The sequence below is a fragment of the Catenuloplanes nepalensis genome, from assembly GCF_030811575.1.
GTDB lineage: Bacteria > Actinomycetota > Actinomycetes > Mycobacteriales > Micromonosporaceae > Catenuloplanes > Catenuloplanes nepalensis.
On the sequence record NZ_JAUSRA010000001.1, the window covers coordinates 5,819,590 to 5,842,070 of the forward strand.

19 protein-coding genes are annotated in these 22,481 nt (G+C 72.4%); 8 read left to right on the top strand and 11 right to left on the bottom strand.

The features are described 5' to 3' along the window. Position 1 precedes the first annotated feature (1 nt). Complete coding sequence (gene glgX, locus J2S43_RS24815) at positions 2 to 2,122, bottom strand: glycogen debranching protein GlgX (protein WP_306833103.1); 2,121 nt, start codon at positions 2,120 to 2,122, stop codon at positions 2 to 4. A gap of 352 nt (positions 2,123 to 2,474) precedes the next feature. Between glgX and J2S43_RS24820 the strand changes: the two genes are divergently transcribed. From J2S43_RS24820 to J2S43_RS24840, 5 genes are all read left to right on the top strand, one after another. After that, complete coding sequence (locus J2S43_RS24820) at positions 2,475 to 4,529, top strand: amylo-alpha-1,6-glucosidase (protein WP_306833105.1); 2,055 nt, start codon at positions 2,475 to 2,477, stop codon at positions 4,527 to 4,529. Positions 4,530 to 4,668: 139 nt separating this feature from the next. Next, positions 4,669 to 5,676 carry a 3-oxoacyl-ACP synthase III family protein gene (locus J2S43_RS24825; protein ID WP_306833106.1) on the top strand — a complete coding sequence of 336 codons (1,008 nt, stop codon included), beginning with the start codon at positions 4,669 to 4,671 and terminating at the stop codon, positions 5,674 to 5,676. Then, entirely contained in the window at positions 5,676 to 7,169 is a 1,494-nt protein-coding gene (locus tag J2S43_RS24830) for an AMP-binding protein (RefSeq protein ID WP_306833108.1), read from the top strand. The genes J2S43_RS24825 and J2S43_RS24830 overlap by 1 nt, the downstream gene beginning before the upstream one ends. Then, positions 7,166 to 8,632 carry a cytochrome P450 gene (locus J2S43_RS24835; protein WP_306833110.1) on the top strand — a complete coding sequence of 489 codons (1,467 nt, stop codon included), beginning with the start codon at positions 7,166 to 7,168 and terminating at the stop codon, positions 8,630 to 8,632. Before J2S43_RS24830 ends, J2S43_RS24835 begins: the two co-directional genes overlap by 4 nt. Continuing rightward, positions 8,629 to 9,510 carry an NAD-dependent epimerase/dehydratase family protein gene (locus J2S43_RS24840; RefSeq protein WP_306833112.1) on the top strand — a complete coding sequence of 294 codons (882 nt, stop codon included), beginning with the start codon at positions 8,629 to 8,631 and terminating at the stop codon, positions 9,508 to 9,510. The genes J2S43_RS24835 and J2S43_RS24840 overlap by 4 nt, the downstream gene beginning before the upstream one ends. 53 nt (positions 9,511 to 9,563) lie before the next feature. Here the strand turns inward: J2S43_RS24840 and J2S43_RS24845 are convergent, their stop codons facing one another. The 5 genes from J2S43_RS24845 to J2S43_RS24865 all read right to left on the bottom strand — a co-directional run bounded on the left by J2S43_RS24845 (position 9,564) and on the right by J2S43_RS24865 (position 13,503). Then, positions 9,564 to 10,073 (bottom strand): MarR family transcriptional regulator, encoded by a 510-nt coding sequence (locus J2S43_RS24845; RefSeq protein WP_306833114.1) that lies wholly within the window; start codon positions 10,071 to 10,073, stop codon positions 9,564 to 9,566. Positions 10,074 to 10,122: 49 nt separating this feature from the next. After that, complete coding sequence (locus tag J2S43_RS24850) at positions 10,123 to 11,259, bottom strand: PP2C family protein-serine/threonine phosphatase (RefSeq protein WP_306833116.1); 1,137 nt, start codon at positions 11,257 to 11,259, stop codon at positions 10,123 to 10,125. A gap of 172 nt (positions 11,260 to 11,431) precedes the next feature. Then, positions 11,432 to 12,040: a hypothetical protein gene (locus J2S43_RS24855; protein ID WP_306833117.1), complete on the bottom strand. Its 609-nt coding sequence runs from the start codon at positions 12,038 to 12,040 to the stop codon at positions 11,432 to 11,434. A gap of 68 nt (positions 12,041 to 12,108) precedes the next feature. Beyond that, a complete protein-coding gene (locus J2S43_RS24860) occupies positions 12,109 to 12,609 on the bottom strand; it encodes a GNAT family N-acetyltransferase (protein WP_306833119.1) in 501 nt (166 codons plus the stop codon). A 360-nt stretch (positions 12,610 to 12,969) separates the two neighbouring features. Further along, positions 12,970 to 13,503, bottom strand: a complete 534-nt coding sequence (locus tag J2S43_RS24865) for an RBBP9/YdeN family alpha/beta hydrolase (RefSeq protein ID WP_306833121.1) — start codon at positions 13,501 to 13,503, stop codon at positions 12,970 to 12,972. A gap of 251 nt (positions 13,504 to 13,754) precedes the next feature. Between J2S43_RS24865 and J2S43_RS24870 the strand changes: the two genes are divergently transcribed. Then, complete coding sequence (locus J2S43_RS24870; RefSeq protein ID WP_370881652.1) at positions 13,755 to 14,579, top strand: SigB/SigF/SigG family RNA polymerase sigma factor; 825 nt, start codon at positions 13,755 to 13,757, stop codon at positions 14,577 to 14,579. Positions 14,580 to 14,751: 172 nt separating this feature from the next. Continuing rightward, complete coding sequence (locus tag J2S43_RS24875) at positions 14,752 to 15,204, top strand: response regulator (RefSeq protein WP_306839426.1); 453 nt, start codon at positions 14,752 to 14,754, stop codon at positions 15,202 to 15,204. 933 nt (positions 15,205 to 16,137) lie between these two features. Here the strand turns inward: J2S43_RS24875 and J2S43_RS24880 are convergent. Beyond that, positions 16,138 to 17,490 carry a transaminase gene (locus J2S43_RS24880; RefSeq protein ID WP_306833123.1) on the bottom strand — a complete coding sequence of 451 codons (1,353 nt, stop codon included), beginning with the start codon at positions 17,488 to 17,490 and terminating at the stop codon, positions 16,138 to 16,140. A gap of 156 nt (positions 17,491 to 17,646) precedes the next feature. On the opposite strand from J2S43_RS24880, the gene J2S43_RS24885 reads away from it, so the two are divergent. Beyond that, complete coding sequence (locus J2S43_RS24885; protein WP_306833126.1) at positions 17,647 to 18,492, top strand: SGNH/GDSL hydrolase family protein; 846 nt, start codon at positions 17,647 to 17,649, stop codon at positions 18,490 to 18,492. 273 nt (positions 18,493 to 18,765) lie between these two features. On the opposite strand, the gene J2S43_RS24890 is transcribed toward J2S43_RS24885, so the two are convergent. The 4 genes from J2S43_RS24890 to J2S43_RS24905 all read right to left on the bottom strand — a co-directional run bounded on the left by J2S43_RS24890 (position 18,766) and on the right by J2S43_RS24905 (position 22,376). After that, positions 18,766 to 19,446, bottom strand: a complete 681-nt coding sequence (locus J2S43_RS24890; RefSeq protein WP_306839428.1) for an EcsC family protein — start codon at positions 19,444 to 19,446, stop codon at positions 18,766 to 18,768. 93 nt (positions 19,447 to 19,539) lie between these two features. Continuing rightward, positions 19,540 to 19,689 carry a hypothetical protein gene (locus J2S43_RS24895; RefSeq protein ID WP_306833128.1) on the bottom strand — a complete coding sequence of 50 codons (150 nt, stop codon included), beginning with the start codon at positions 19,687 to 19,689 and terminating at the stop codon, positions 19,540 to 19,542. A 46-nt stretch (positions 19,690 to 19,735) separates the two neighbouring features. Beyond that, positions 19,736 to 20,053 carry a hypothetical protein gene (locus tag J2S43_RS24900; protein ID WP_306833130.1) on the bottom strand — a complete coding sequence of 106 codons (318 nt, stop codon included), beginning with the start codon at positions 20,051 to 20,053 and terminating at the stop codon, positions 19,736 to 19,738. A 97-nt stretch (positions 20,054 to 20,150) separates the two neighbouring features. Continuing rightward, the gene (locus J2S43_RS24905) at positions 20,151 to 22,376 is read right to left on the bottom strand and encodes a putative bifunctional diguanylate cyclase/phosphodiesterase (RefSeq protein WP_306833132.1); all 2,226 of its coding nucleotides are present in this window, start codon (positions 22,374 to 22,376) and stop codon (positions 20,151 to 20,153) included. Positions 22,377 to 22,481 lie beyond the last annotated feature (105 nt).

Genomic DNA, 22,481 nt, shown 5'->3' on the forward strand with positions numbered 1-22,481 from the left:
GTCAGACCGTCCTGTCCAGCACGACGATTGAACGATCCGGCACCCAGAACGTGCCGCCGGCCTCGGCGACGACGGGGTTGTCGGGTGACGGCTCGGCGGTCTCTATGACCTTCTCCCACTTCTGCCCGTAGTCGGCGGGCGGAAGCGTGAATTCCAGGGGCGCGTCGTGCGCGTTGAAGCACAGCAGGAACGACTGGTCCTGGTGCCGCTGCCCGTACTGGCCGCGCTCCTTGATCCCGTCGCCGTTGACGAACAGCGCGACCGCCCGGCCGAAGTCGTTGCCCCAGTCGCCGTCGTTCATCTCGCGCCCGTCCGGCGTGAACCAGGCCAGGTCCTGCAGCGCCTCGCCGCTGCCGCGCCCGCCGACCGGCAGGCCGGTGAAGAACCGCCGGCGCCGGAAGACCTGGTGCTTCTTGCGGAAGGCGACGAGGGTACGGGTGAAGTCGAGCATCTGCTCGTCGACGTTGTCCCAGTCGATCCAGGCGATCTCGCTGTCCTGGCAGTAGGCGTTGTTGTTGCCGTGCTGCGTGCGGCCCAGTTCGTCACCGTGCCCGATCATCGGCACGCCCTGCGACAGCATCAGCGTGGCCATGAAGTTGCGCCGCTGCTTCGCCCGCGTCTCCAGCACCGCCGGGTCGTCGGTCGGGCCCTCCACGCCGGAGTTCCACGACCGGTTGTGGCTCTCGCCGTCCCGGTTGTCCTCGCCGTTCGCCTCGTTGTGCTTGTCGTTGTACGACACCAGGTCGTTCAGCGTGAACCCGTCGTGGCAGGTGACGAAGTTGATGCTGTGGAACGGGCGGCGGCCGTCGTCCTGGTAGAGGTCGGCCGAGCCGGTGAGCCGGGACGCGAACTCGGCCAGCGTGGCCGGCTCGCCGCGCCAGAAGTCCCGCGCGGTGTCCCGGAACTTGCCGTTCCACTCGGTCCACACCGGCGGGAAGTTGCCCACCTGGTAGCCGCCCGGGCCGACGTCCCACGGCTCCGCGATCAGCTTGACCTGGCTGATCACCGGGTCCTGCTGGACCACCTCGAAGAACGTGGAGAGCCGGTCCACCTCGTAGAACTCGCGGGCCAGCGTGGCCGCCAGGTCGAAGCGGAAGCCGTCGACGTGCATCTCCTGCACCCAGTAGCGCAGCGAGTCCATGATCAGTTGGAGCGTCTGCGGGCCGCGCATGTTCATGCTGTTGCCGGTGCCGGTGAAGTCGACGTAGTACTGCCGGTCCTCCTCGGAGAGCCGGTAGTAGGCCGCGTTGTCCACGCCCTTCATGGACATGGTCGGGCCGAGGTGGTTGCCCTCCGCGGTGTGGTTGTAGACCACGTCCAGGATGACCTCGATGCCGGCGCTGTGCAGCGCCTTGACCATGCCGCGGAACTCCTGCACCTGCTGACCGAGATAACCCAGAGCGGAATATCCGTGGTACGGGGCGAAGAAGCTGATCGTGTTGTAGCCCCAGTAGTTGCGCAGTCCGAGGTCGTTCAGCCGGTGGTCGTGCACGAACTGGTGCACCGGCATCAGCTCGATCGCGGTGATGCCGAGTTTCTGCAGGTGGTCGATCATGGCCGGGTGCGCGATGCCGGCGTACGTGCCGCGCAGCTCCGCCGGGATGTCCGGGTGCTTCTTGGTCAGGCCCTTCACGTGCGCCTCGTAGATCACCGAGTGGTGGTACGGCGTGCGCGGCGGCCGGTCGTTGCCCCAGTCGAAGTACGGGTTCACCACCACGCCCTTGGGCATGTACGGCGCCGAGTTGATCTCCGACATCCGGCTCGGGTCGTCCATCTGGTAGCCGTAGAGCGCCGGGTGCCACTGCACGTCGCCGTCGACCGCCTTCGCGTACGGGTCGAGCAGCAGCTTGTGCGGGTTGCACCGGGCGCCGTTGCCCGACGGGTCGTACGGCCCGTAGACGCGGTACCCGTACCGCTGGCCCGGCTGCACGCCCGGCAGGTAGGCGTGCCAGACGAACGCGTCCACCTCCTGCAGCTCGATCCGCTGCTCCGCCCCGATGTCCCACTCGTCGAACAGGCACAGCTCCACGGACTCCGCGACCTCGGAGAAGATCGCGAAGTTGGTGCCGGTGCCGTCGTACGTGGCACCCAGGGGATAACGACGTCCTGGCCATGTCTGCATGTGTGTTGCTCCCCCTCGCCGTCGCGGACGCCCGCGTACCCATCCTCGCCGGATCGGACCCGCACCGCCGCGACGCCACGCGACGGTGATTCCGGACACCCGTACCCCCGGTCCGCGTGTGCGCGCGTGCCGAAGGGCGAGGCGCTTATGCCCCGAGAGTCACCGCGTTAATCCACCCGGTTGCAACGAGTGGATCTCGCCCGGCGTACGGCTGAAGTTCCTCATGGACCGAGGACAAAATCTTGCTCAGAAGCTGCTAACGTCAGGCCCATCGCCTGCCGTCATCAGGTCTCCACCTCTTGGTGTAGACCCTGATGGGTCATGTCGCGACTTAATCGATCACAGAGGGCTCGTGCTGTTGAACGCACCGCTGATCTTCGGTCCCCAGGTGTGCGCCTCCCTGTCGGAGGGAGCCGGCGCGTCCCGCGAATGGCTGGTGCCCGACGGCGTCGGGGGTTACGCCATGGGCACGATCTCCGGCCTGCGCACCCGGCGGTACCACGCATTGCTCGCGGTGGCCGACACCGCGCTCACCGAACGGCACGTCGCACTCGCCGCGCTGGACGCCACCGTGACGCTCCCCTCCGGCGCCCCGGTGCAGCTCTACACGCACGAGTGGGCGTCCGGTGCGGTCGCGCCGAACGGCCACGCCTACCTGGAGCTGTTCGAGCTCGCCGACGGGCTGCCGCGCTGGCGGTGGCGGATCGGCGACGTGGTGCTGGAGCGCGAGCTGGCGATGGCGCACGGCCAGCCGTCGCTCGGCGTGGTGCACCGCCTGATCTCCGCACCCGGACCGGTGACATTGTCGCTGGCCGCGATGTGCACCTGGCGCGACGCGCACGGCGAGCGCCGCGCCGACGGCGCGCAGCTGCGGGCCGAGACGGTCGCGGACGGCGTGGTGATCGAGAACGCGTACCGGTTGGCCGGTCCCGGATGGACGGCCTCGGGCCAGTGGCATCTGGACGCGTTCGCGCGCGCCGAGGCGGAGCGCGGGCTGAACCCGGTCGAGGACCTGTGGCACGCCGGCTCGTTCACCGCCACGCTGGAGGTCGGTCAGGCGCTGGAGGTGTCGGCCTGGGCCGGTGACCTCGGCGAGCGCCCGCCGCCGGCCGCCACCATAGTCGCGGCCGCCCACGACCGCGCGCACAAGCTGGTCACCGGCGCGGACCCGGGCGACTCCACCGCCGCCACGCTCGCGCTCGCCGCGGACGCGTTCATCGTGGACACCGCGAGCGGCCCGGACGTGATCGCCGGCTACCCGTGGTTCAACGCCTACCTCGGCGACACCATGACGGCGTACGAGGGGCTGTTCCTGGACACCGGCCGCGGCTCCGAGGGCGCGGCGCTGCTCCAGGCCCGCGTCGCCGCCGCGGTCGAGGCGGCCGACGCCGGGCTGCTGCACGACCCGGTGGACGGGCCGCTCTGGCTGGTCCACGCGGTCGAGCGGCACGTGACCCGGCTCGGCGACACCGACCTCGCGGCCGCGCTCGTCGACCCGCTCACCGACCTGCTGCTCCGGCACGTCGGCCTCGGCCCGGCCACCCGCCCGGCCCCGCGGGAGCAGAGGCCGGAGGCCGCGCGGTCCGCGCTGGCCGCGATGCTCCAGACACCGACCCAGGCGCTCTCGCCGATAACGCCGGCGCAGCGGCATGCGCCGGTGCTGGCGGTCAGCGAAAGCGACGGCCTGCTCCGGCACGACTCCGAGCGCAACGCGCTGACCTGGATGAACGCGCGACTCAACGGCGTCGCGGTCACGCCGCGCACCGGCAAGCCGGTCGAGGTGAACGCGCTCTGGGTCAACGCGCTGGCCGGCCTGACCGGGCTACTCCGCGCGGCCGGCCGGGAGAACCCGGACCTCACCAAGGCGCACGAGACCGCGCTGGCCTCGTTCCAGCAGCGGTTCGTCGCGGAGGAGGGCTGGCTCTACGACGTGGTCGACGCGCCGCCCGCGTCCTATCCGCTCGGCGGCACCGCGCACGACGACGCCTGTCTGCGGCCCAACCAGCTGCTCGCGTTCAGCCTTCCGCACGCGCCGCTGCGTGGCGAGGCCGAGTCCCGGCCGATCAACGCGGCCGGGCCCGCGCTGCTCACGCCGATGGGCATCCGGTCGCTCGCACCCGGCGAGTTCGGCTACATGGGCACGCACCGGGGCAACCGGATCGTGCGGGACGCGGCGTACCACCAGGGTGTGGTCTGGCCCTGGCTGATCGGTCCCTACCTGGACGCGTGCATCGCGGCCGGGCTGCCCACCGACGGCGTGCTCACCGGCCTGGAGACGCACCTGGGCGAGTGGGGTCTCGGCTCGGTCAGCGAGACCGCGGAGGGTGACGCGCCGCACGCGGCCACCGGCTGCCCGTTCTCGGCCCGCTCGGTCGCCGAACTGAATCGCATTCGCCACCGCCTCTGAGCTGCACCTGAGGCGTCGTCCGGTCCTCCGGACGGCGCCTCGATCTGTCTGATCCCCGGTTTCACGCTCCGGCCCCGCAGTGGATATTTGAGTGCCCCTACTCATCACGGGAGGGGCGGGCTGCGAGAGGCTACGGCGCATGATCATGACTCGGGTGGGCATCACGGCCGCGGCCTCCGCGCTCCCGGAGCGCGAGGTGGAGACCGCCGACCTGCAGCGGCAGGTCGCCGACGCCAGTGGCCTGCGCCTGCCGGACGGCATGTTCGAGCAGCTCACCGGCGTGCGGCGACGCCGGATCGCGGCCGGCGACGAGTACGCGTCCACGCTCGCGGTCGCGGCCGCCCGGCGCGTGCTCGACGACGCCGGCCTGGACCCGCTCGACGTCGACGTGCTGCTCTTCGCGTCCGCCAGCCGGGACATGGCCGAGCCGGCCACCGCGCACGTCGTGCAGGCCGAACTCGGCTCGCGCGCGCACGCGCTCGACGTGACCAACGCGTGCAACAGCTTCATCAACGGCATCGACCTGGCCCGGTCGCTGATCATCGCGGGGCGGGCCGGGCGCGTGCTGGTCGTCACCGGCGAGACGCCGACCCGCGCGATGCGCACCACGCTCACCGGCGGCATGCAGGCGGTCCGGGACGCGTTCGCCGGATACACGTTCGGCGACGGCGGCGCCGCGGTGCTGGTCGAGCCGGTCGGCAGCGGCGGCATCCTGGACATCGACACGGAGACGCACTCGGAGCACTGGCGGGTCGGCGGGATTCCCGGCGGCGGATCGCGGCTGCCGCGCGGCGACGAGCACACCTACTTCAGCGGCGAGGGGCACACGCTGCGCGCGGTCTTCGAGAAGATCGGCGCCGGCATCATCGAGCGCGTCGCCGCCCGCACCGGCCTGGACTGGGACGACTACCGGCACGTGCTCGTCCACCAGGTCACCGGGCCGTACCTCGCCCGGTTCGTGGAGATCACCGGTGTGCCCGAGTCGAAGCTGGTGCCCACGCTGCCGTCGCTGGGAAACCTGGCGAGCGCCAGTCTCGGCGTGCAGCTGACGCGGGTCTTCCCCGGCCTCCGCTCCGGCGACCGAATACTGCTCGTCGGCCTCGGCGGCGGCGTCAGCATGATGACCATGGTCTGGGAGAAGGCCTGATGCTCGACCGGCTGCGCACCGCGCTCGCCCGCGACAGCGACCGCCCGGCCGTGCTCGGCGCCACGCTCACCGGCCGGCCCCGCGTCCGCGCCACGCGCGGAGACCTTCACGACCTGGCCGAGGGGTACGCGCGGGCGCTGCACCACCGAGGCCTGCGCGCCGGCGACACGCTCGGCGTCGCGGTCATCCCCGGCCCGGCCGCGCTCGCGCTGATGCTGGCCGCGCACCGGCTCGGCGTGTGCACCGCGATCCTGGACCCGGCCGCCGGCCCGGACGTGCTGCTCGCCCGCCTCCGGCTCGCCGCGCCCGCGCTGATCGTGGCGGACGGCGCGGCGCAGGCGCTCGCGTCCTGGGCCGCACCGCTGGCCCGCCGCGCCCAGCTCGCGCTGCCCACGCTCGGCGACCTGGCACCGGTCGTCACGCTCGGCCGCCGCTGGCCCGGCGCCGCGCCCTCGCTGGAGATCCCGTCCGGCGGTACGCCGCCGCCGGTCCACGACGGGGACGGCGACGCGGTCATCGTGTTCACGTCCGGCACCACCAGCAGCCCGCGCGCGGTCGTGCACGGGCGAGCCAGCCTGGACGCCGGCATGCGCGCGGTCACCGAGCTGGTCCGGCCGGTCCCGGGCGCGCCGGTCGCCGGCGGCACGTTCTTCGTGCTCGCGCCCGCGCTGGCCGAGGGTGCACCGGTCGCCATGCCCGCGGGCCGGCCCGCCGCGCTGGCCCGGCAACTCGCGCGGCTGAAACCGCAGGCCACCTACCTGACGCCGCCGGAGTTGCGGGCGGCGCTCGACGCGGGCACGCGCTTCACCGGGCGCGTCTACAGCGGCTCCGCGCCGGTGTCGGCGGCGTTGCTCTCCCGGGTGCGGCAGTCGGGCGCGGACGAGGCGTGGGGCGTCTACGCGCTGACCGAGGTCTTCCCGGCCGCGGCCGTCGAGTCACGCGAGAAGATCGCCTTCGCCTCTGGCTCCGGCTCCGGCGGTGATCTTCTCGGCGCGCTGCTGCCGGGGGTCTCCGCGCGCCGGGACGCTGGTGGCGTGCTGGAGCTGCGGGCGCCGCAGATGTGTCACCGCTATCTCGGTCAGCCGCCGCACGACTGGGTCTCCACCGGCGACCTCGCGCGGCTGGAGGCCGGCCGGGTGATCCTCTCCGGGCGGGCCAAGGACATGATCCTGCGCGCGGCCGAGAACATCTACCCCGGCCTGTACGAACCGTCGCTGCACGTACCGGGCGTGGCGCTGGCGCTGATCGTCGGGGTACCGGCGGACGACGAGGACGAGACGGTGGCCGCGGTCGTCGAGCTTGAGCCGGGGGCATCCGAGACGGCGGTCCGGGGCGCGCTGCGCGGGCCGCTCGCCCGGATGGGCGAGGCCCGCCCGGACCACCTGGTCTTCGCGCCGGTCCCGGTCTCCGGCCGCTCCCGCAAACCCGACCGTGCCGCCGCCTCCGCCCTGGCCGCCCGCACGCTCTCCACCATCCCCCGGCAGCGCCGATGACCGCGCGGGCGCGGGATCGGCGGGTGTATCGCAGCGGGCATCCGGTGCTGTTCGCGCTGCTGGCAGCGATGCGGCGGCGTCCGGTCACCCGGTTGGGCGGGACGCTGCTGATCAACGGGACCGACGAGTTCATCGAGGCGATGACGCGAGTGCCGCTCGATCGGCAGGCGGACGGCACGACCGGGGCGATCGCCCGCGACCTGGCCGACGCGGACCTGCTCTTCGATCAGGAGGGCGCGGCGCACCGGAACGCGCGGCGCGACCTGGCGGCGCGGTTGAGCAGCGCGGGCGTGGAGCGGCTGCGGCCGGTCTGGCAGGGCGTGCTGAACCGTCGTCTCGGCGCGCTGCACGACGGCGGCCGGGTCGACCTCGTCGACCTGACCGCGGAGCTGGCCGGCAGCACGGCGGCGGCGCTGCTCGGCATCGACGCCGACCCGCGCGAACTGTCCCGGGCCGCCCGCGACGCGGCCGCGGCGGCGGCGCGCGCCCACCTGCCGGGCCTCCGCCTGCCGGCCCGGCGCGGCCACGATCCGGCGACCACGGCGAGACGACTCACCGCACTGCTCGCCGAGGCGCCCCGGGTCAAAGGAATCGAGCCGGACATGGGTGCCGGGCCGGACACGGATGCCGGGCCAGCGACGGCGGCCGGGCCAGCGACGGCGGCCGGGCCAGCGACGGCGGCCGGGCCAGCGACGGCGGCCGGGCCAGCGACGGGCACCGGGCCAGCGACGGCGGCCGGGCTGGCCGCGATGCTGGCGGTGGCGGCGATCAACACCACGATCGCGGCGATTCCGCGGGCGGTGGCGTGGTGTGCCGACGACCGGCTGTGGGAGCACGCCGAGGCCGGCGGGGAACGGCTGGACGCGCTGGTCGCGGAGCTGCTGCGGGTCGTCGTGCCGACGCCGCTGCTGCCCCGGGCCGCGGGCGGTGACGGCGTGATCGGCGGGTGTCCCGTGGCGCACGGCGATCGCCTGATCCTGGTCACCCGGCACGCCACCGGCGCCCATCATCGCGACCCGAACCCGGCGGATCCGGCGCCGCCGCACGTGGCGCAGCTGGTCTTCGGTACCGGGCCGCACGCCTGCCCCGGCGCCGCCCTGGCCCGCGCCCAGATGCGCGACGTGCTCGCGGCGCTCGCCCCGCTGCGCCCCGCGGTCGTCACCGCCCGGCCCGACCGCCGCGCCGCGCTCCCCGGCTGGCGCCTCCTCACTGTCGAAGCCACCACCCCGGCCGCGACCAGCAGCCCGACCGGACCCGGCAGCCCGACCGGACCAAGCAGCCCGACCGGACCCGGCAACCCGGATCGGCCCGGCAAACCAAGCGGACCAACCCAACCCGGCCGACCTACCGAAGCCAGCGGAAGGCCCGGACCCGGCGGAAGGCCCGGACCCGGCGGAACGCCCGGACCCGGCGGACCAACCGAACCCGGCGGGACGGGCGAGCCCAGCGGAACGGGCGCGTGATCGGGCCGGGGGTGCGGGTGGCGGTGACCGGGGCCAGCGGGTTCTGCGGCGGGTATGTGGCACGAGGGGCGCGGGCGCTCGGCGCCGACGTGGTCTGCCTCGGGCGGCGACCCGGGCCCGAGGGGACCCGGCACGTGCGGTGGGACGCGGCGGCCGGCCCGCCCGACCTGAGCGGTGCGGACGTCGTCGTTCACCTCGCGGCCGCGGTCGGTGATCCGGCGTCCGGGCGGCTGGCTGAGCGGGCGTTTCACGCGATCAACGTGGAGGGCGCGCGGCGGCTGCTGGACGCGGCCGGCGGGCGGCCGGTGGTGTGGGTGAGCAGCGGCAGCGTCTATCGGGCGCACGACGGCGTGGTCACCGAGGATCATCCGGTGGACGGGCAGCGCACCGCCTACGGCCGGACGAAGGCGGCCGGGGAGCGTCTGGCGCTGTCCGCGGGCGCCGTGGTGCTGCGGCCACGGGCGGTCTACGGGCACGGTGACCCGCATCTGCTGCCGCGGCTGCGGCGCGCGGTCCGGCGCGGCGTGATCCGGCTGCCCGGGCCGGACACGCTGCTGAGCCTCACCGCGGTGGAGAACCTGGCGGATGCGTGCCTGCGTGCGTATGCGTGGCCGGCCGGGCCGTACAACATCGCGGATGCGGCCCCCTACCCGCGGAACGAGACGATCGCGCGGGTGTTGCCCGGTGTGCGGGTGCGGGAGGTCCCGGTGCCGGTCGCGCTGGCCGCGGCGGCGCTGCGGGCGGGCGGGGTCACCCGCTACGCGGTGGAACAGCTGGCCTACGGCCTGGTCCTGGACATCGACCGGGCGCGGGCCCAGGGCTGGGAGCCGGCCCGAGACCTCGGCGACTTCCTGCACCACGCCGAACCCACCGGCTGACGACGACGCGGATCCCGCCCGACACCGAAACCGCCGGCTGGCGGCGGTGAGCTCTATGCGGCGCCGAGGCCGTCCGCTGAGGATGGTGCGGGGTCCTGGGGGATCGCCTCCACGGCCTTGGCGGCCTCGGCCATCATGCCCTCGGAGGCCAGGGCGAACGCGGTCAGCGAGCGCAGCAGCGCCCGCCGGGAGCCGGCCGGCATCTTGGTCAGCACCGCCGATATCGCCACCACCCGGCGTTGCCGCAGGTCCTCCAGCAGGGTGACCGCCGTCGAGGTGAGCGTCAGGTGCACCTCGCGCCGGTCGTGCCGGTCGGGGGCACGGGTGATCAGGCCGGTCGCGGCGAGCCGGTCGCAGAGGCGGCTGGCCGAGGACGGCACCACGTCCAGCGCCTCGGCGAGACCGCCGAGGTTGAGGCCGGGGCGCCGGGCGAGGATGGTCAGCACCCGGAACTGGGTGGCCGAGACGGGCAGCCGCGGGTCGTCCCGGGCGGAGTCCAGCACGTCGAGCAGCGGCCCTACGGCCGCCTCGACGGCGACGGCCAAGTCAGACACGCTTCTCATAACCGGAGCGCATACCCACGTCCGGCAGATTCAACCCGGTGAAAGCGAATCAGTCCGTACCGTGCCAATCAAGGCAGACGATCACGGCGTCGTCGTCCGGGTCCGCGTCGTCGTGGTAGTCCTGCAGTCCGCGCATCACGGAGCCGACCGCCTCGGCCGGCGGTTGCAGCCGGGTGGCACGCACCGCGCCCAGCATCGATGCCTCACCGAACGGCTCGCGCTCGCCGGGCGCGGCCGCGTGCACGCCGTCGCTGACGATGAAGAGCCGGTCGCCGGGCTCCAGCATGAAGGCCTGCACGGAGTATCGCGCCTCGCCGAACATGCCGAGCGGGAGCTGCTGGTCGAGCGTGACCGGGGAGAGCTGCGGGCCGCGGATCCGGAAAGCGCGCGGTGAGCCGGCGTCGACGGCCGAGACCCGGCCGCTGCTCAGGTCGGCCTCCAGCAGCAGCGTGGACACGTGCTTCCCGCCGCCGTGGTGCGCGAAGATCGTGTCGGAGGCCAGCTCGGCCTGCTCGACGATGTCGCCGCCGGACCGGCGCGCGTTGCGCATCGCGTTGACCGCGAGCCCGGCCAGCGCGGACGCGGCCAGGCCCCCGCCGTACCCGTTGAGGACCGTGATCGTCAGTTTCTCGTCGGTGACCGCCCAGTCGAAGTGGTCGCCGGCCACCTGGTAGGCCGGCTCCAGCTGCCCGGCCAGCTCGAAGCGCGGGTGGCTGAGGCTGCGGCCGGGCAGCAGGTCCCACTGCATCTCCGCGGCCATGGTGAGCCGCTCGCGGCGGCGGGCCCGGCGGTAACGGTCGGTGTCCCGGTCCGCGGCGCGGATCGCGATCGCGAGCTCGTCCGCGGTCTCGGCGAGCCGGTCCAGATCGAGGTCGTCGCCGTCCAGCACCAGCACGCCGACCCGCTCGCCCCAGACCGTGAGCGGCAGGAACACCCGGCCGTCCTCCATGATCAGCTGCTGGCCGGCGAAGCAGCGGGCGGAGGCGCCGCGGTCGCGCAGCACGCCGCCGACCGGGTCGTCGTGGCCGTCCAGCACCGGCCAGAGCCCGGAGATGCGGTAGTCGGCGACCAGCACGTCCACGCGCTCGACGCCGTACCACTCCCGGAGGTATTCGTCGGCGGCCTCGACGAGCCGGTCCGGGGCAGTCGCCCGCAACAGCGCACCGAAGTCGTCGTCCGCTGCCATCGTCACCACCCCAGCCCTTCACGTGCTCCGGCCCCCACCTTGCCAGCGGGCCCGCCACCGGTCCAGGCCCCGCCTCCGCGGCCAACGGCCCTGTTACCCAGACACGCGGGATCGCAAGACTCGGTTCGAGCCCGCGTGCCGCGCACCCGAACCGTTACCGTGGCCGCGCCGATCACAGAATGATGATGGGCGTGGAGCGGGCGATCTGGACGTCCCGGCCCTGGCCGTACTCGTACGAGTTGACGATCGCGTCCAGCCAGAAGATATACGGCTCGCCCTTCTTCAACCCGGTCACGGTCTGCGTGATCGTGTTGCAGCCGTCGCCGGCCGGGACGTCCTTCCAGTTCGCCGGTGCCTGCTCACCGTAGTAGATCGTCTGCGGGATCGCGGCCAGCCGGTACGACTGCACGGCCGGGTCGCCCACGTTGACCCAGGTGACCTTGGCCTGCCCGGCGCCGGGTGTGACGGTGAGACCGTTGAGCACGTTCGGCCGCAGGTTGCCCCGGCACTCCGGCGGGAGCGGGCTGACCGACGCCGACGGCAGCGGATCAAGCGTGAGCACGCTGGTCGGGGTGGGGCTGATCGGCGCGCCCGGGGTCGGGCTGGCGGCCCGCGGCCCGTCGAGCACGCGCGTCGTCCAGTCGCCGGCGGCAGCCCCGGCGTCGCCCGAGCCGGTCGTGGTGCTCTCCGTGGTCAGGCCGAGCATGCTGCAGCCGGAGAGCGCCAGCAGCAGCGCGACGCCGGCGATGCCCGGGCCGGTGGCCCGTGGGGTGCGGTTCATCGTCCGGCCCTTCCGTGGTCGGCCCGCCCGCCGTCCATGGCGGGCGTGCCACACGGATCGGCCCTGGCTCAGCCGTCCTGAGGCGAACGGTTCCACAGGTCGAGTTGCAGCGCGGTGTGCCGGGGCGGGGTGAAGCCCAGCGCGCGGTAACCGGGTTCGCCGCTCGGCGACGCGTGCAGCGACACCCGCGCCACGCCGCGCTTGGCGAACCACTCGATCAGGTCCTCCATGCAGGCGCGCGAGAAGCCCCGCCGCCGGTACGCCGGGTCGGTCGCCACGTTGAAGATGTAGCCGGACTCGCCGGTCAGCGAGTTCGGGCTGGCGATCCGGGTGTCCACGCTGCCGACCGCGCACGCGGCCAGCCGCTCCGGGTCGTCCGGCCGGTCGACCACGAACGCGGCCAGCAGCCCGGCCGAGTCGGCGAGCCGGGCGCGGAACTGCCGCTCCGCGAGCTCGCTCCACTCCCCCGGTGGTGGCTCCTCGCCGTCGAACGCGTCCCGGATCATCACGGCTCGCAGCCGCACCAGTTCCGCCGCGTCCGATGGGTTCGCCCGCCGTACCGTGATCATCACCCGACCCTAGCCAACCGACGTCACCGGCGGCCAAACGTTTCCGGACGGACGTAGGTCACCGATGGCAGAGTCACCACCATGAGCGGACACGGACACGGAACCACCGACATCGACGCTGCCGCGGCCGGGCGGGCTGCCGGCGCCGCGGGAGGGCGGGCCGGCCGGCCACGCGGTGCACACCTTCCGCGCCCGCTGCCCGCGACGGCCGCCGGCCGAACCGGACCGCGCCCCGCCGCGGCCGCCGACCCGCCACGGTTTTTCTCGCGACCACCCTCGAATCCCGCAGGGAGGCCGCCCGCGGCCGACCGTTGCCCGCGGGAGCATACGGAAGGTGACCCCGCCGGAAGCGGGTAAATCTCATAGAAGGTTTTTCAGCAGTTGCTCTCCCGCCGGCCAGGGGCCGTAGCCCGCGGCGCTGTGCAGGTGCCCGGCGTCGCCCGCGTCGATCAGCTGCGCGCCCCAATCCTGCGCGTAGTCCCGGGACTCCTCGAACTCCGCGTAGGGGTCGGTGCGGCTGGCGACCACGATCGCCGGGAACGGCAGCGCGGTGCGTGGCACGTCGATGGCCGGCTCGTCGGGATCGTCCGGGCCGGGCCGCCACTCGGGATCGATGTAGGGCGGGGCGACCAGCAGCGCACCGCGGACCGGACCGGCGTGCCGGCTCGCCCAGACCACCACGGTGATGCAGCCGGCGCTGTGCGCGACCAGCACCGCGGGACTCCGGGACGCGGTGATCGCCCGGTGCAGCGCGGCGACGCGCAGCTCGAGGTCGAAGAGCGGGCCGCTTGGGCGGGGAACCCACTGATAGTCCGGGTTGCCGGCGGCCCAGCGGGACTGCCAGTGGTCGGGTGCGGCGGCGCTGCGCCCGGGTACGAGGAGTATCCGTGCCACGGGCACATCATAGACAACCATCGCTCCACCATGGAGTCGGAAGTCCGTCACTTTTCGTAGTTGATTCACTACGGAGCGACATGCTAGCCGAACTCGATTGGTGGACAGCAAATATTCTTGAAGAAAAGTGGTTTGAGCCGGAAGGCCAATGGCTATCAAGTCTGCGCCGAGCCCCCGGTCGATGTCGTGCACCAACCATCGACTCGCGCCCCCGGGGCCCGGAGGACATCGAGGTGCTCGGGAGGACCACCATGACCGTAACGACGACGACGCAGGACACGGCCCCAGTCAAGCCGAAAGCCCAGCCGATCGCCCGTGCCGCTCAGGCGGACAAGGCGACCGAGCTTCTCCAGACGCTGTGCGCGATGCCGGCCGGGCATCCGTCCCGCGAGGCGCTCCGCGACAGGGCGATCGAGGCCTGGCTGCCTCTCGCCCGTCACCTGGCGCTGCGCTTCTCCGGCCGCGGCGAGCCGATGGACGACCTGGAGCAGACCGCGACGATCGGCCTGATCAAGGCGATCGACAAGTTCGACCCCGAGCGTGGCGTCGACTTCGCCGGATACGCGATCCCGACCATCATCGGCGAGATCAAGCGCTACTTCCGCGACCGGACCTGGGACGTGCGGGTCCCGCGCCGGCTGCAGGAGCTGCGACTGGCCATCTCCGAGGCGAACAGCACGCTGCTGCAGTCGCTCGGCCGCTCCCCGACGGTCGCGGACATCGCCGCGCACCTGAAGGTCACCGAGGAGGAGGTCCTGGAGGGCCTCGAGGGCGCCCGTGCCTACACGGCCACCTCGCTCTCCACGCCCGCCACCGCGGACGGCTCGACGGAGCTGGGCGACACGCTCGGCGGCGTCGACCGCGAGTACGAGCTCGCCGAACTGCGCGTGGCCCTGGGCCCGGCGCTGGCGACGCTGGACGAGCGCGAGCAGAAGATCCTGACGCTCCGCTTCTACGGCAACCTCACCCAGTCGCAGATCGCCGACCAGATCGGCGTGTCGCAGATGCACGTCTCCCGGCTGCTGACCCGCGCGCTCACCAAGCTCCGCGGCCACTTCGGCCCGGACGGCTACTGACCTCTGGTTTCACACCGGACCGCGCGCCGGCCAGGTTCCCCCGTGCCTGGCCGGCGCGCTCTTTTCCGTGGAAGACCGAAAAGCGCGGCCGGGCGCCCGGGATCCGGTCCGCACCGCCCGGGTGCCGTAGACTGCTCTCCCGCACGCCACCCGAAACGAGGAACTCCCGGTGATGATGTCCACCTCCACCCAGCCGGTCCGCATCCTCGTGGTGGACGACGACCCGGGCGACGTGCTCATGATCGAGGAAGCCCTCGAGGCATCCGGCAGCCCCAAGCACGTCGACGTGGTCGGCGACGGCCAGGAAGCCCTCCAGTTCCTCCGCCGCGAGGGCAAGCACTCCGAGGCCACCCGCCCCGACCTGATCCTGCTCGACCTCAACATGCCCCGGGTCGACGGCCGCCAGGTCCTGGCCGAGGTCAAATCGGACGAACAGCTCCGGCTCATCCCGATCGTGGTCCTCACCACGTCCAAGGCGGACACGGACATCCTGTCGAGCTACACGCTCCAGGCCAACGCGTACGTGACGAAGCCGATAGACCTGGACGAGTTCGAGAACGTGGTCCGCAACATCGACGAGTTCTTCGGCCAGATCGTGGTGCTGCCGAAGCAGTCCTGGTCCTAAGGAATCATTTCCCGCTTCCGGCGTGGGCACTTTCCGAGTGCTCCCGCGGGCACCGGTCGTCGCTGGCGCTCCTCCCTGCCCGTCGAGTGGGTGGCCGGGGTCTAAGACACCGTGGCGGGCGGATCACGACGCCTACAGGGCGCGCTGTCGGCGTCGTGAGGGCGGGCGGCTGCGCGCCCGATATTTCGTGTTATCTCTGGCGTTGGTGGTTGCGTTCAGGGCACCTCCGGCGGGCCTCGGGCTCCGGGGGAAGGGCGTGGGTTCCGGCGGGGCCGGGGCTGTCTTTCGTGGGTGGCGTGGGTTGGGTTTCGTATGCCTGGCTGCCCCGTATGCCGTCTTCCAGGTCAAGCCGAGCAGATCATCGGCAGGGCCGCCAGCTCCGGTCTGTGGTCGGCAGGGTCGTCGCTACGCGCCGTCCTTGCCTGAGCTGGGGATGCGTCGTGGGTGGCGGCCCTGCCGATGATCTGCACCCCAAGGGTGGTCGACGGCATACGGGGCAGCCAGGCGCCGGCGGTCTGCGCTGAGCGCACGAATCAAGGCGAAAGCGGTCCGGCTGCCCGAGAGAAGATCAAAGCGGTCCGGCGGTGGCCGAAAGTCGATCACGTGTGCCAAATCGTTGTTATTCGGCGGTCTTAACAACGATTTGGCACACGTGATCGTTTCGGTAGCCAGCCGCCGCTAGTTATATCGCGATATTTCGGGCGGGGATGAGTGGTAAGGTCGAGTTCTGCTTCTCGATCACTGAATCGGTGAGGCTCCGGCAGGGTTTCGGACTGAATCACGTGCCGAACGCGGGTACGTGCGAGTCCGCTCGACCGATCCGTTGGCCGGAGAGCCGGGAGGTCGGACGATGCCGAAAATCATCCCCAGCGAGGCTTATCGGCGACGCGGCTTCGGCTCGCCCGCTGAACAAGCCTCGAAAGAAAGCGGCGGCTAATCCACCAGCTCCTTGATAGCCGCATTGAACGATTCCTGATGCCGCGCCACGTCGTCCAACGTCGTCTCCGGGCACATCAGCGCCATATTGTGAAACGGCGTCAACAGCACCCCGCGATTCGCCAGATAGACGTGCAGGTAGTCCTCCAGCTCCGGATCCGCCGCCGCGGCCGACTGCGTGCCGTTTCGCGGGACCGGCGACACGAAGCGGTAGTCCACACGTGCCCCCAGCTGGCAGACCGACCACGACAGCCCGTGCCGGTCCAGCACCAGTCGCACCCCCGCGGCGAACGCGCGTGCCATCGAGATCATGTGCTCGAACGCGGCGTCCGTCAGCACCGACGTCAGTGTCGCGCGCATGGCGGCCACGGAGAGTGCGCTTCCCGCGAGCGTGCCGCCGATTCCGCCCGCGTCGACCAGGTCGAGGTCGGAGCGGGTGGCGATGGTGTCGGCCAGTTCCGTCGTGACGCCGTAGGCGGCGGCCGGGATTCCGCCGCCGATCGACTTGCCGATGGTGACCACGTCAGGCTGCAGTTCCCATGCGCGCGTGGCGCCGCCGGGGCCCTCCGAGAACGTGTGCGTCTCGTCGTTGATGAGGTAGGTGCCGTACCGCTGGGTGAGCTCTCGCGCTTTGGCCAGGTAGCCGATGTCGGGCGTGACGATGCCGACGTTGGTGAGCGCGGGTTCCATCAGCACCGCGGCGACGTCGCCGTGGGCCAGTTCGCGGGCGAGGCCGTCGACGTCGTTGAACTCGGCGACGCGGCTGGTGGTGAGCACGTCGACGGGGGCGCCGACGTTGCCGGCGCGGCTGCGGGGGCGGCCGTCGGGGCCGACGACGATCAGGGTCTCGTCGACGGAGCCGTGGTAGCAGTAGCTGTTGACCAGGATGCGGGGGCGGCCGGTGACCGCGCGGAGCAGGCGGATCGCCCACCGGTTCGCGTCGGTGGCGGTGAGCGCGAAGCTCCACAGCGGCAGGCCGAAGCGGCGGGCGAGTTCGGCGCCGACGATCTCGGCGTCCTCGGTGGGGAGCATCGCGGTGGCGCCGCCCTGGTCGGCGAGCCGGCGTTGCACGGCCTCGACGACCGGTGCCGGGGAGTGGCCGGCCATCGCGGCGGTGTCGCCGAGGCAGAAGTCGGCGTGGTCGTGACCGTCGAGGTCGGTGACGTGGGCGCCGCGCGCCGCCGAAAGGTAGAGCGGGAAGCCGGCCGCGGTCTTGTTCATCCAGGTCATCGGCGTGCGGCCGAGGAGGTGTTCGGCGCGTGCGTAGGCGGCGGCGGAGCGCGGGTTGCGATCGGCGTAGGTGGCGCGTTCGCGTGCCAGCAGCGTGGCGAGACGCCCGCGATCAAACATGAGCAGCCCTCCGATCCGGCGGGTGAGGGCTCCTCAAAATAGCAGCCGATCGCTCGGTTTTCGGGTGTCACCTGAACGGTAACTTGGCATGCTTCTCGGCACATCAACAACGTAAAGTCACATGACCGTCGCCGTCCGCAGCATCGGAGGAGTTAGATGGTGGTTCGACGCTGGCAGGTCGCGGTTCTGTCCGCACTCAGCGTGCTCGCGCTGGCCTGCGAGGGCGAGGCCGGCGGCGGCACACCCGGGGAGGATCCGCCGCCGAACGAGGACCTTCCCGCATCGATGGCCGCGCTGGGCGACTCGATCACCGCGGGCTACGGCACCTGTGCCACGCTCGTCGCCTGCGTCCGGAACTCCTGGGCGACCGGCTTCGACCCGGATGTGGACAGCCACTACCTGCGGATCCGCGCGGCCAACCCGGACATCACCGACCAGGCGCACAACTTCGCGAAGGCGGGGGCGCGTGCGGCCGACCTGGCGGGCCAGGCGGACGCGGCGGTGCGGACCGGCGCGGCCTACGTGACCATCATGATCGGCGCTAACGACGCCTGCCGCGCGAACCCGGGTGCGATGACGCCGGTGGCGGACTTCCGCGCGCAGGTCGACGCGGCACTGAACACGATCAAGGACGGGCTGCCGGAGGCGGAGGTGCTGGTCGCGAGCGTGCCGGACGTCTACCGGCTGTGGGAGCTCGGGCACACGGACGAGCGGGCGGTCGCGGCCTGGAACCGCGGCATCTGCCAGAGCATGCTCGGCGATCCCACGTCGCTGGCCGACCAGGACCAGGACCGCCGCCGCGAGGTGGACGGGCGGATCGAGGACTACAACCGGGAACTGCGCCGGGCCTGCCGCGAGTTCGGCGATCGCTGCCGGGACGACGAGGGGGCCGTGCACCGGGTCCGGTTCACGCTCGACCTCGTCAACCACCTCGACTTCTTCCACCCCAATGTCGCAGGCCAAGCCGCCATCGCAGAGAAGACCTACATGTTCTCCCGCTGATTCGGCCACCGGTCATTCCACAGCCGCGAGCTGTGGGCCAGGCCGGGGCCGGGCAGGTCAAGGTCAAGGTCAAGATCAAGATATGCCCGCTTGCGGCGTGGGCGCCTTCCCAGTGCTCCCGCGGGCACCGGTCGGCCGCGGGCGGCCTCCCTGCAAGCTGGGTGGGTGGTCCGGCAGATCAAGACCGTGATCGGGGTGTCCTCCATGTCGCTGGAGCGACATGGAGGACACCCCGATCACGGAGTGGGGCGTCAGTTCGCGGAGTGGAGGGCGTCAGTTCGCGGAGGGCAGGGAGCTCGGGGTGTCGCGGAAGATCTCGACGGAGCGGCGCGCGAGCGCGGTGGTGGCGCTGGAGTTGGCCCAGGTGCCGAGCGCGATCGACGCGCCCGGGATGACCTTGGCGACCATCCGCTTGGCCGCGCGGACGCCGGCCATCTGCGCCAGCCGGACGCCGAGCCGCAGCATCACGCCGGCCAGCGGCTTGCCGCCGGAGCGGGCGAAGAGCGAGCTGGCCCGCTCCCGGCCGGCGGCCACGCCGAGCGCGATCCGCGCGGTCTCCGCGACCTTGTGCACCTTCTGCAGGACCAGCAGGTCGGTGGCGCGGTCCGGGTGCGTGGGGTCGATGCCGTACGCGGCGGCGATGTGCAGCACCATGCGCGCCTGCGTCCAGGCGAGCACGCCCACGTCGACCACGGCACCGGGCAGGCCGGCCGCGCCGGAGACCGCGCCGGACAGCCGGGCGTGGTTGCGGAAGCGCTTGACCGCGCGCTGCGCGAGCACGTCCGCCGGGACGTCCGGCTGGAGCGCGCGGGACCGCTCGGCCCAGTCGCGTGCCTGCGGGCCGAGCCGGCGGACCGCCTCCAGCGCGAGGTGCTCCGGCGCGTACTGCGGGTCGTTCTTCATCCGGTCCCACAGCGTGCCGGGCGGCGCCGCGACCGTCTCGTCCTCGGCGATCGGGTCGTCGGCTGCGGTGTCGAATTCATCCGGGGGTACGGTCACGTGTGCGCTCCGGGAGACGTGCGGTGGTGAGGACTGACAGGATGACGGTTACCTGCGCTTGCCGGACAGGCGGGTCAGGAGTCCGCGCAGCTTCTGCTGGTTCTGCGGCTTCGCGAGCTCCCGCTGGACCCGCTCGGTGGCCTTGCGGCCCGCGGGCGAGCGCAGGAAGTGCTGGATCCGGTCGACGATGCGTGCCATGACTGCCTCCTACTGACTGTTCCCATGGTGATACCCACGCGCCACGTCACCAGAACCACCCGAGTGCCACTTGACATAAAGCTGCGACGGTGAGCACCACGACCGCGACCCTCCCGGCCGGCATCGGCGTGACCAGCGCGGTCACGCCGAGCGCGATCAGCGCCTCCGCCGGCGTGAGCGGCATGCCGAGCGCGACCGCCAACCCGACCAGCAGCGGGGGCAGCGCCAGCAGCCAGCGGCCGGTGAGGAGCGTGAGAAGCAGAACCGCCACGAACACGGGGGTACGCAGCACCGCCTCCCCCAGCTCGCGCCATGGCTGCTCGGCCAGCGCCGCCCACCCGCCGGTGACGACGTTCGGCCCCATCCGCGCTCCCGCAGTCCCTGGAAGAACGAGCCGGCGAAGCGCCACTCCAGGAACGCCCAGCCGCACAGCGCGGACACGTTTCCCTTTAAAGGGGAAATCAGACGCTGGCCGGATCCTGTTCGCTGAGCAGGCCGGAGACCTCGTCCGCGGGCATCGGCCGCGCGAAGTGGAAGCCTTGCGCGTTGACGCAGCCGAGCCCGGCCAGCTCGGCGGCCTGACCGGGCGACTCGACGCCCTCCGCGACCGTCTCCAGGTGCATCATCTGGCTCAGCCGCAGTACGGTCTCGGCCACGGCCGCGCCCTCCGGCGTGCCGTCGAGTTTCGCCACGAACGATCGGTCGATCTTCAGGATGTCGACCGGAAGCGCGGTCAGGTAGCGCAGCGTGGAGTACCCGGTGCCGAAGTCGTCCAGCGCGATCCGCACGCCACGCTCGTGCAGTCTGCGCAGCTGGTCGACCGCGACCGGGTCCTCCACCCGCACGCTCTCGGTCACCTCGACGATCAGGTCCCGGTACGCCAGCCCGGCCGCGGAAAGCTCCGCGAACACCCGCTCGGCGAGTCCCGGTTCGAGCTGCCGTGGCGACACGTTCACGGCCAGGTGCAGGTCGTGCCCGTCCGCCCGCCACGCCGCCACCTGCCGGCAGGCCTGCGAGAGCACCCACGCGCCGATCTCCCGGATCGCGCCGGTCTCCTCCGCGAGCGGGATGAACGACAGCGGCGGCACCGTGCCACGCTGCGGGTGCTCCCAGCGGACCAGCGCCTCCACGCCCACGATCCGCCCGTCCGGCAGCGTCGCGATCGGCTGGTAGTGCACGCGCAGCTGGCCGTTGCGCACCGCGTCGCTCAGGTCCGCCGCCAGTGGCTCCATGTCCGGGTCGGTGCCGTCGCGCTCGGCCCGCTTCGCCCGGTACATCGCCTCGTCGGCCAGCCGGAGCAGTGTGTCCGCGTCGTGCTCGCCCGGGCCGGTGACCGCGACGCCGATCGCGGCGCGCACCTGCACCACCACGTCGCCGATCAGGATCGGCAGCTTCATCTCCTGGCGCAGCCGCCGCACCACCGCCTGCGCGTTCGCGGCCGAACCGATGTCGTGCAGCACCACCGCGAACTCGTCGCCGCCGAGCCGCCCGGCCACGTCCGAGCCGAGCACGGCGCGGCGCAGCATGCCGGCGAACTCGACCAGCATCCGGTCGCCGGCCGCGTGCCCGAGCCCGTCGTTGACCTGCTTGAACCCGTTCAGGTCGGCGAGCAGGACCGCGGTCGACTGGCCGGAGCGCTGCCCGCGGACCAGCGCGCGGCCGAGCGCGTCCTGCAGCCGGGCGCGATTCGCCAGGCCGGTCAGCCCGTCCGTGATCGCCAGCTCGTGGTTCTCCCTCGACGTCGCGACCTGCCGCAGCACCACGATGCCGACCAGCAGCAGCGCGCCGAGCACCAGTCCGGTCCACGGGTAGAGCCGCTCCTCCCGCAGCGTGGCCACCACCAGCAGCGACAGCCCGGCCGCGATGCCCAGGTAGGGCAGCCGGCTCACGGACAGCCGGCCCGGCGCCCTGGCCTGGGACGTGCCCTCGATCCGGGACGCGGAGAACGCGGCGGCCGCGATCAGGGCGTGCGCGGCCATCCAGCAGAAGAACATCCACTGGACCACGGCCGGGCGGCCCGGATGCGCGCCCAGGTAACCCAGGTAGGTGTTGCCGACGATCTCGCACATCAGCGCACCGCCGAGCAGCGCCATCGGCAGCCGCGCCGCCACGTTCACGCCGCGGACCAGCACCAGCGTCACGCCGAAGAGCAGAACCAGGTCGCCGATCGGGTACGCGAGCGCGAACGCCACCACGTCCCGCTCCAGCGAGACGTCCTCCAGCGCCGGGCCGGTCACCAGGTACCACAGCAGCATCGCGCCGCCGATCACGACGGCGCTCACGTCCAGCAGGATCTTCCAGCCCGCCAGCTGGCCGCCGGGCTGCCGGGGCATGGTGAGCAACCCGGCCAGCATCAGCGGCACGAAGCAGCCGAGCCGCACCCAGTGGCCCGGCACCGGGAAGACGTACGCGTCCGGGAACGCGGCGAAGAGCACGGACGCCACGCACAGCGCCGTGAACGCCGCGGACAGGATCCACCAGGCCAGCCGGGTGTTCCGGTCCAGCCCGGGCCGGCGCGCGGCACGGATCGCGAAGGTGATCGACAGCACGTCGGCCACCAGCATCGCGGTCTGCGGGATGACGACGAGGCGGAGCGCGGCCGGAAGCGGGGCGAACAGCACGAGCGCCGCCGCAGCCACCATCGCACCGCCGGTCACGCCGTAGAAGGCGGCTGTTGATCGGCGCATCGACACTCACCCTCCGAGACTCTCGCTCTGTTCCCCTATCGGTCGCCGGGCCGTCGAGATGAGGCGCCTGCCGCGCGCGTCACAGTGGGAACCGCCGTTGGACGC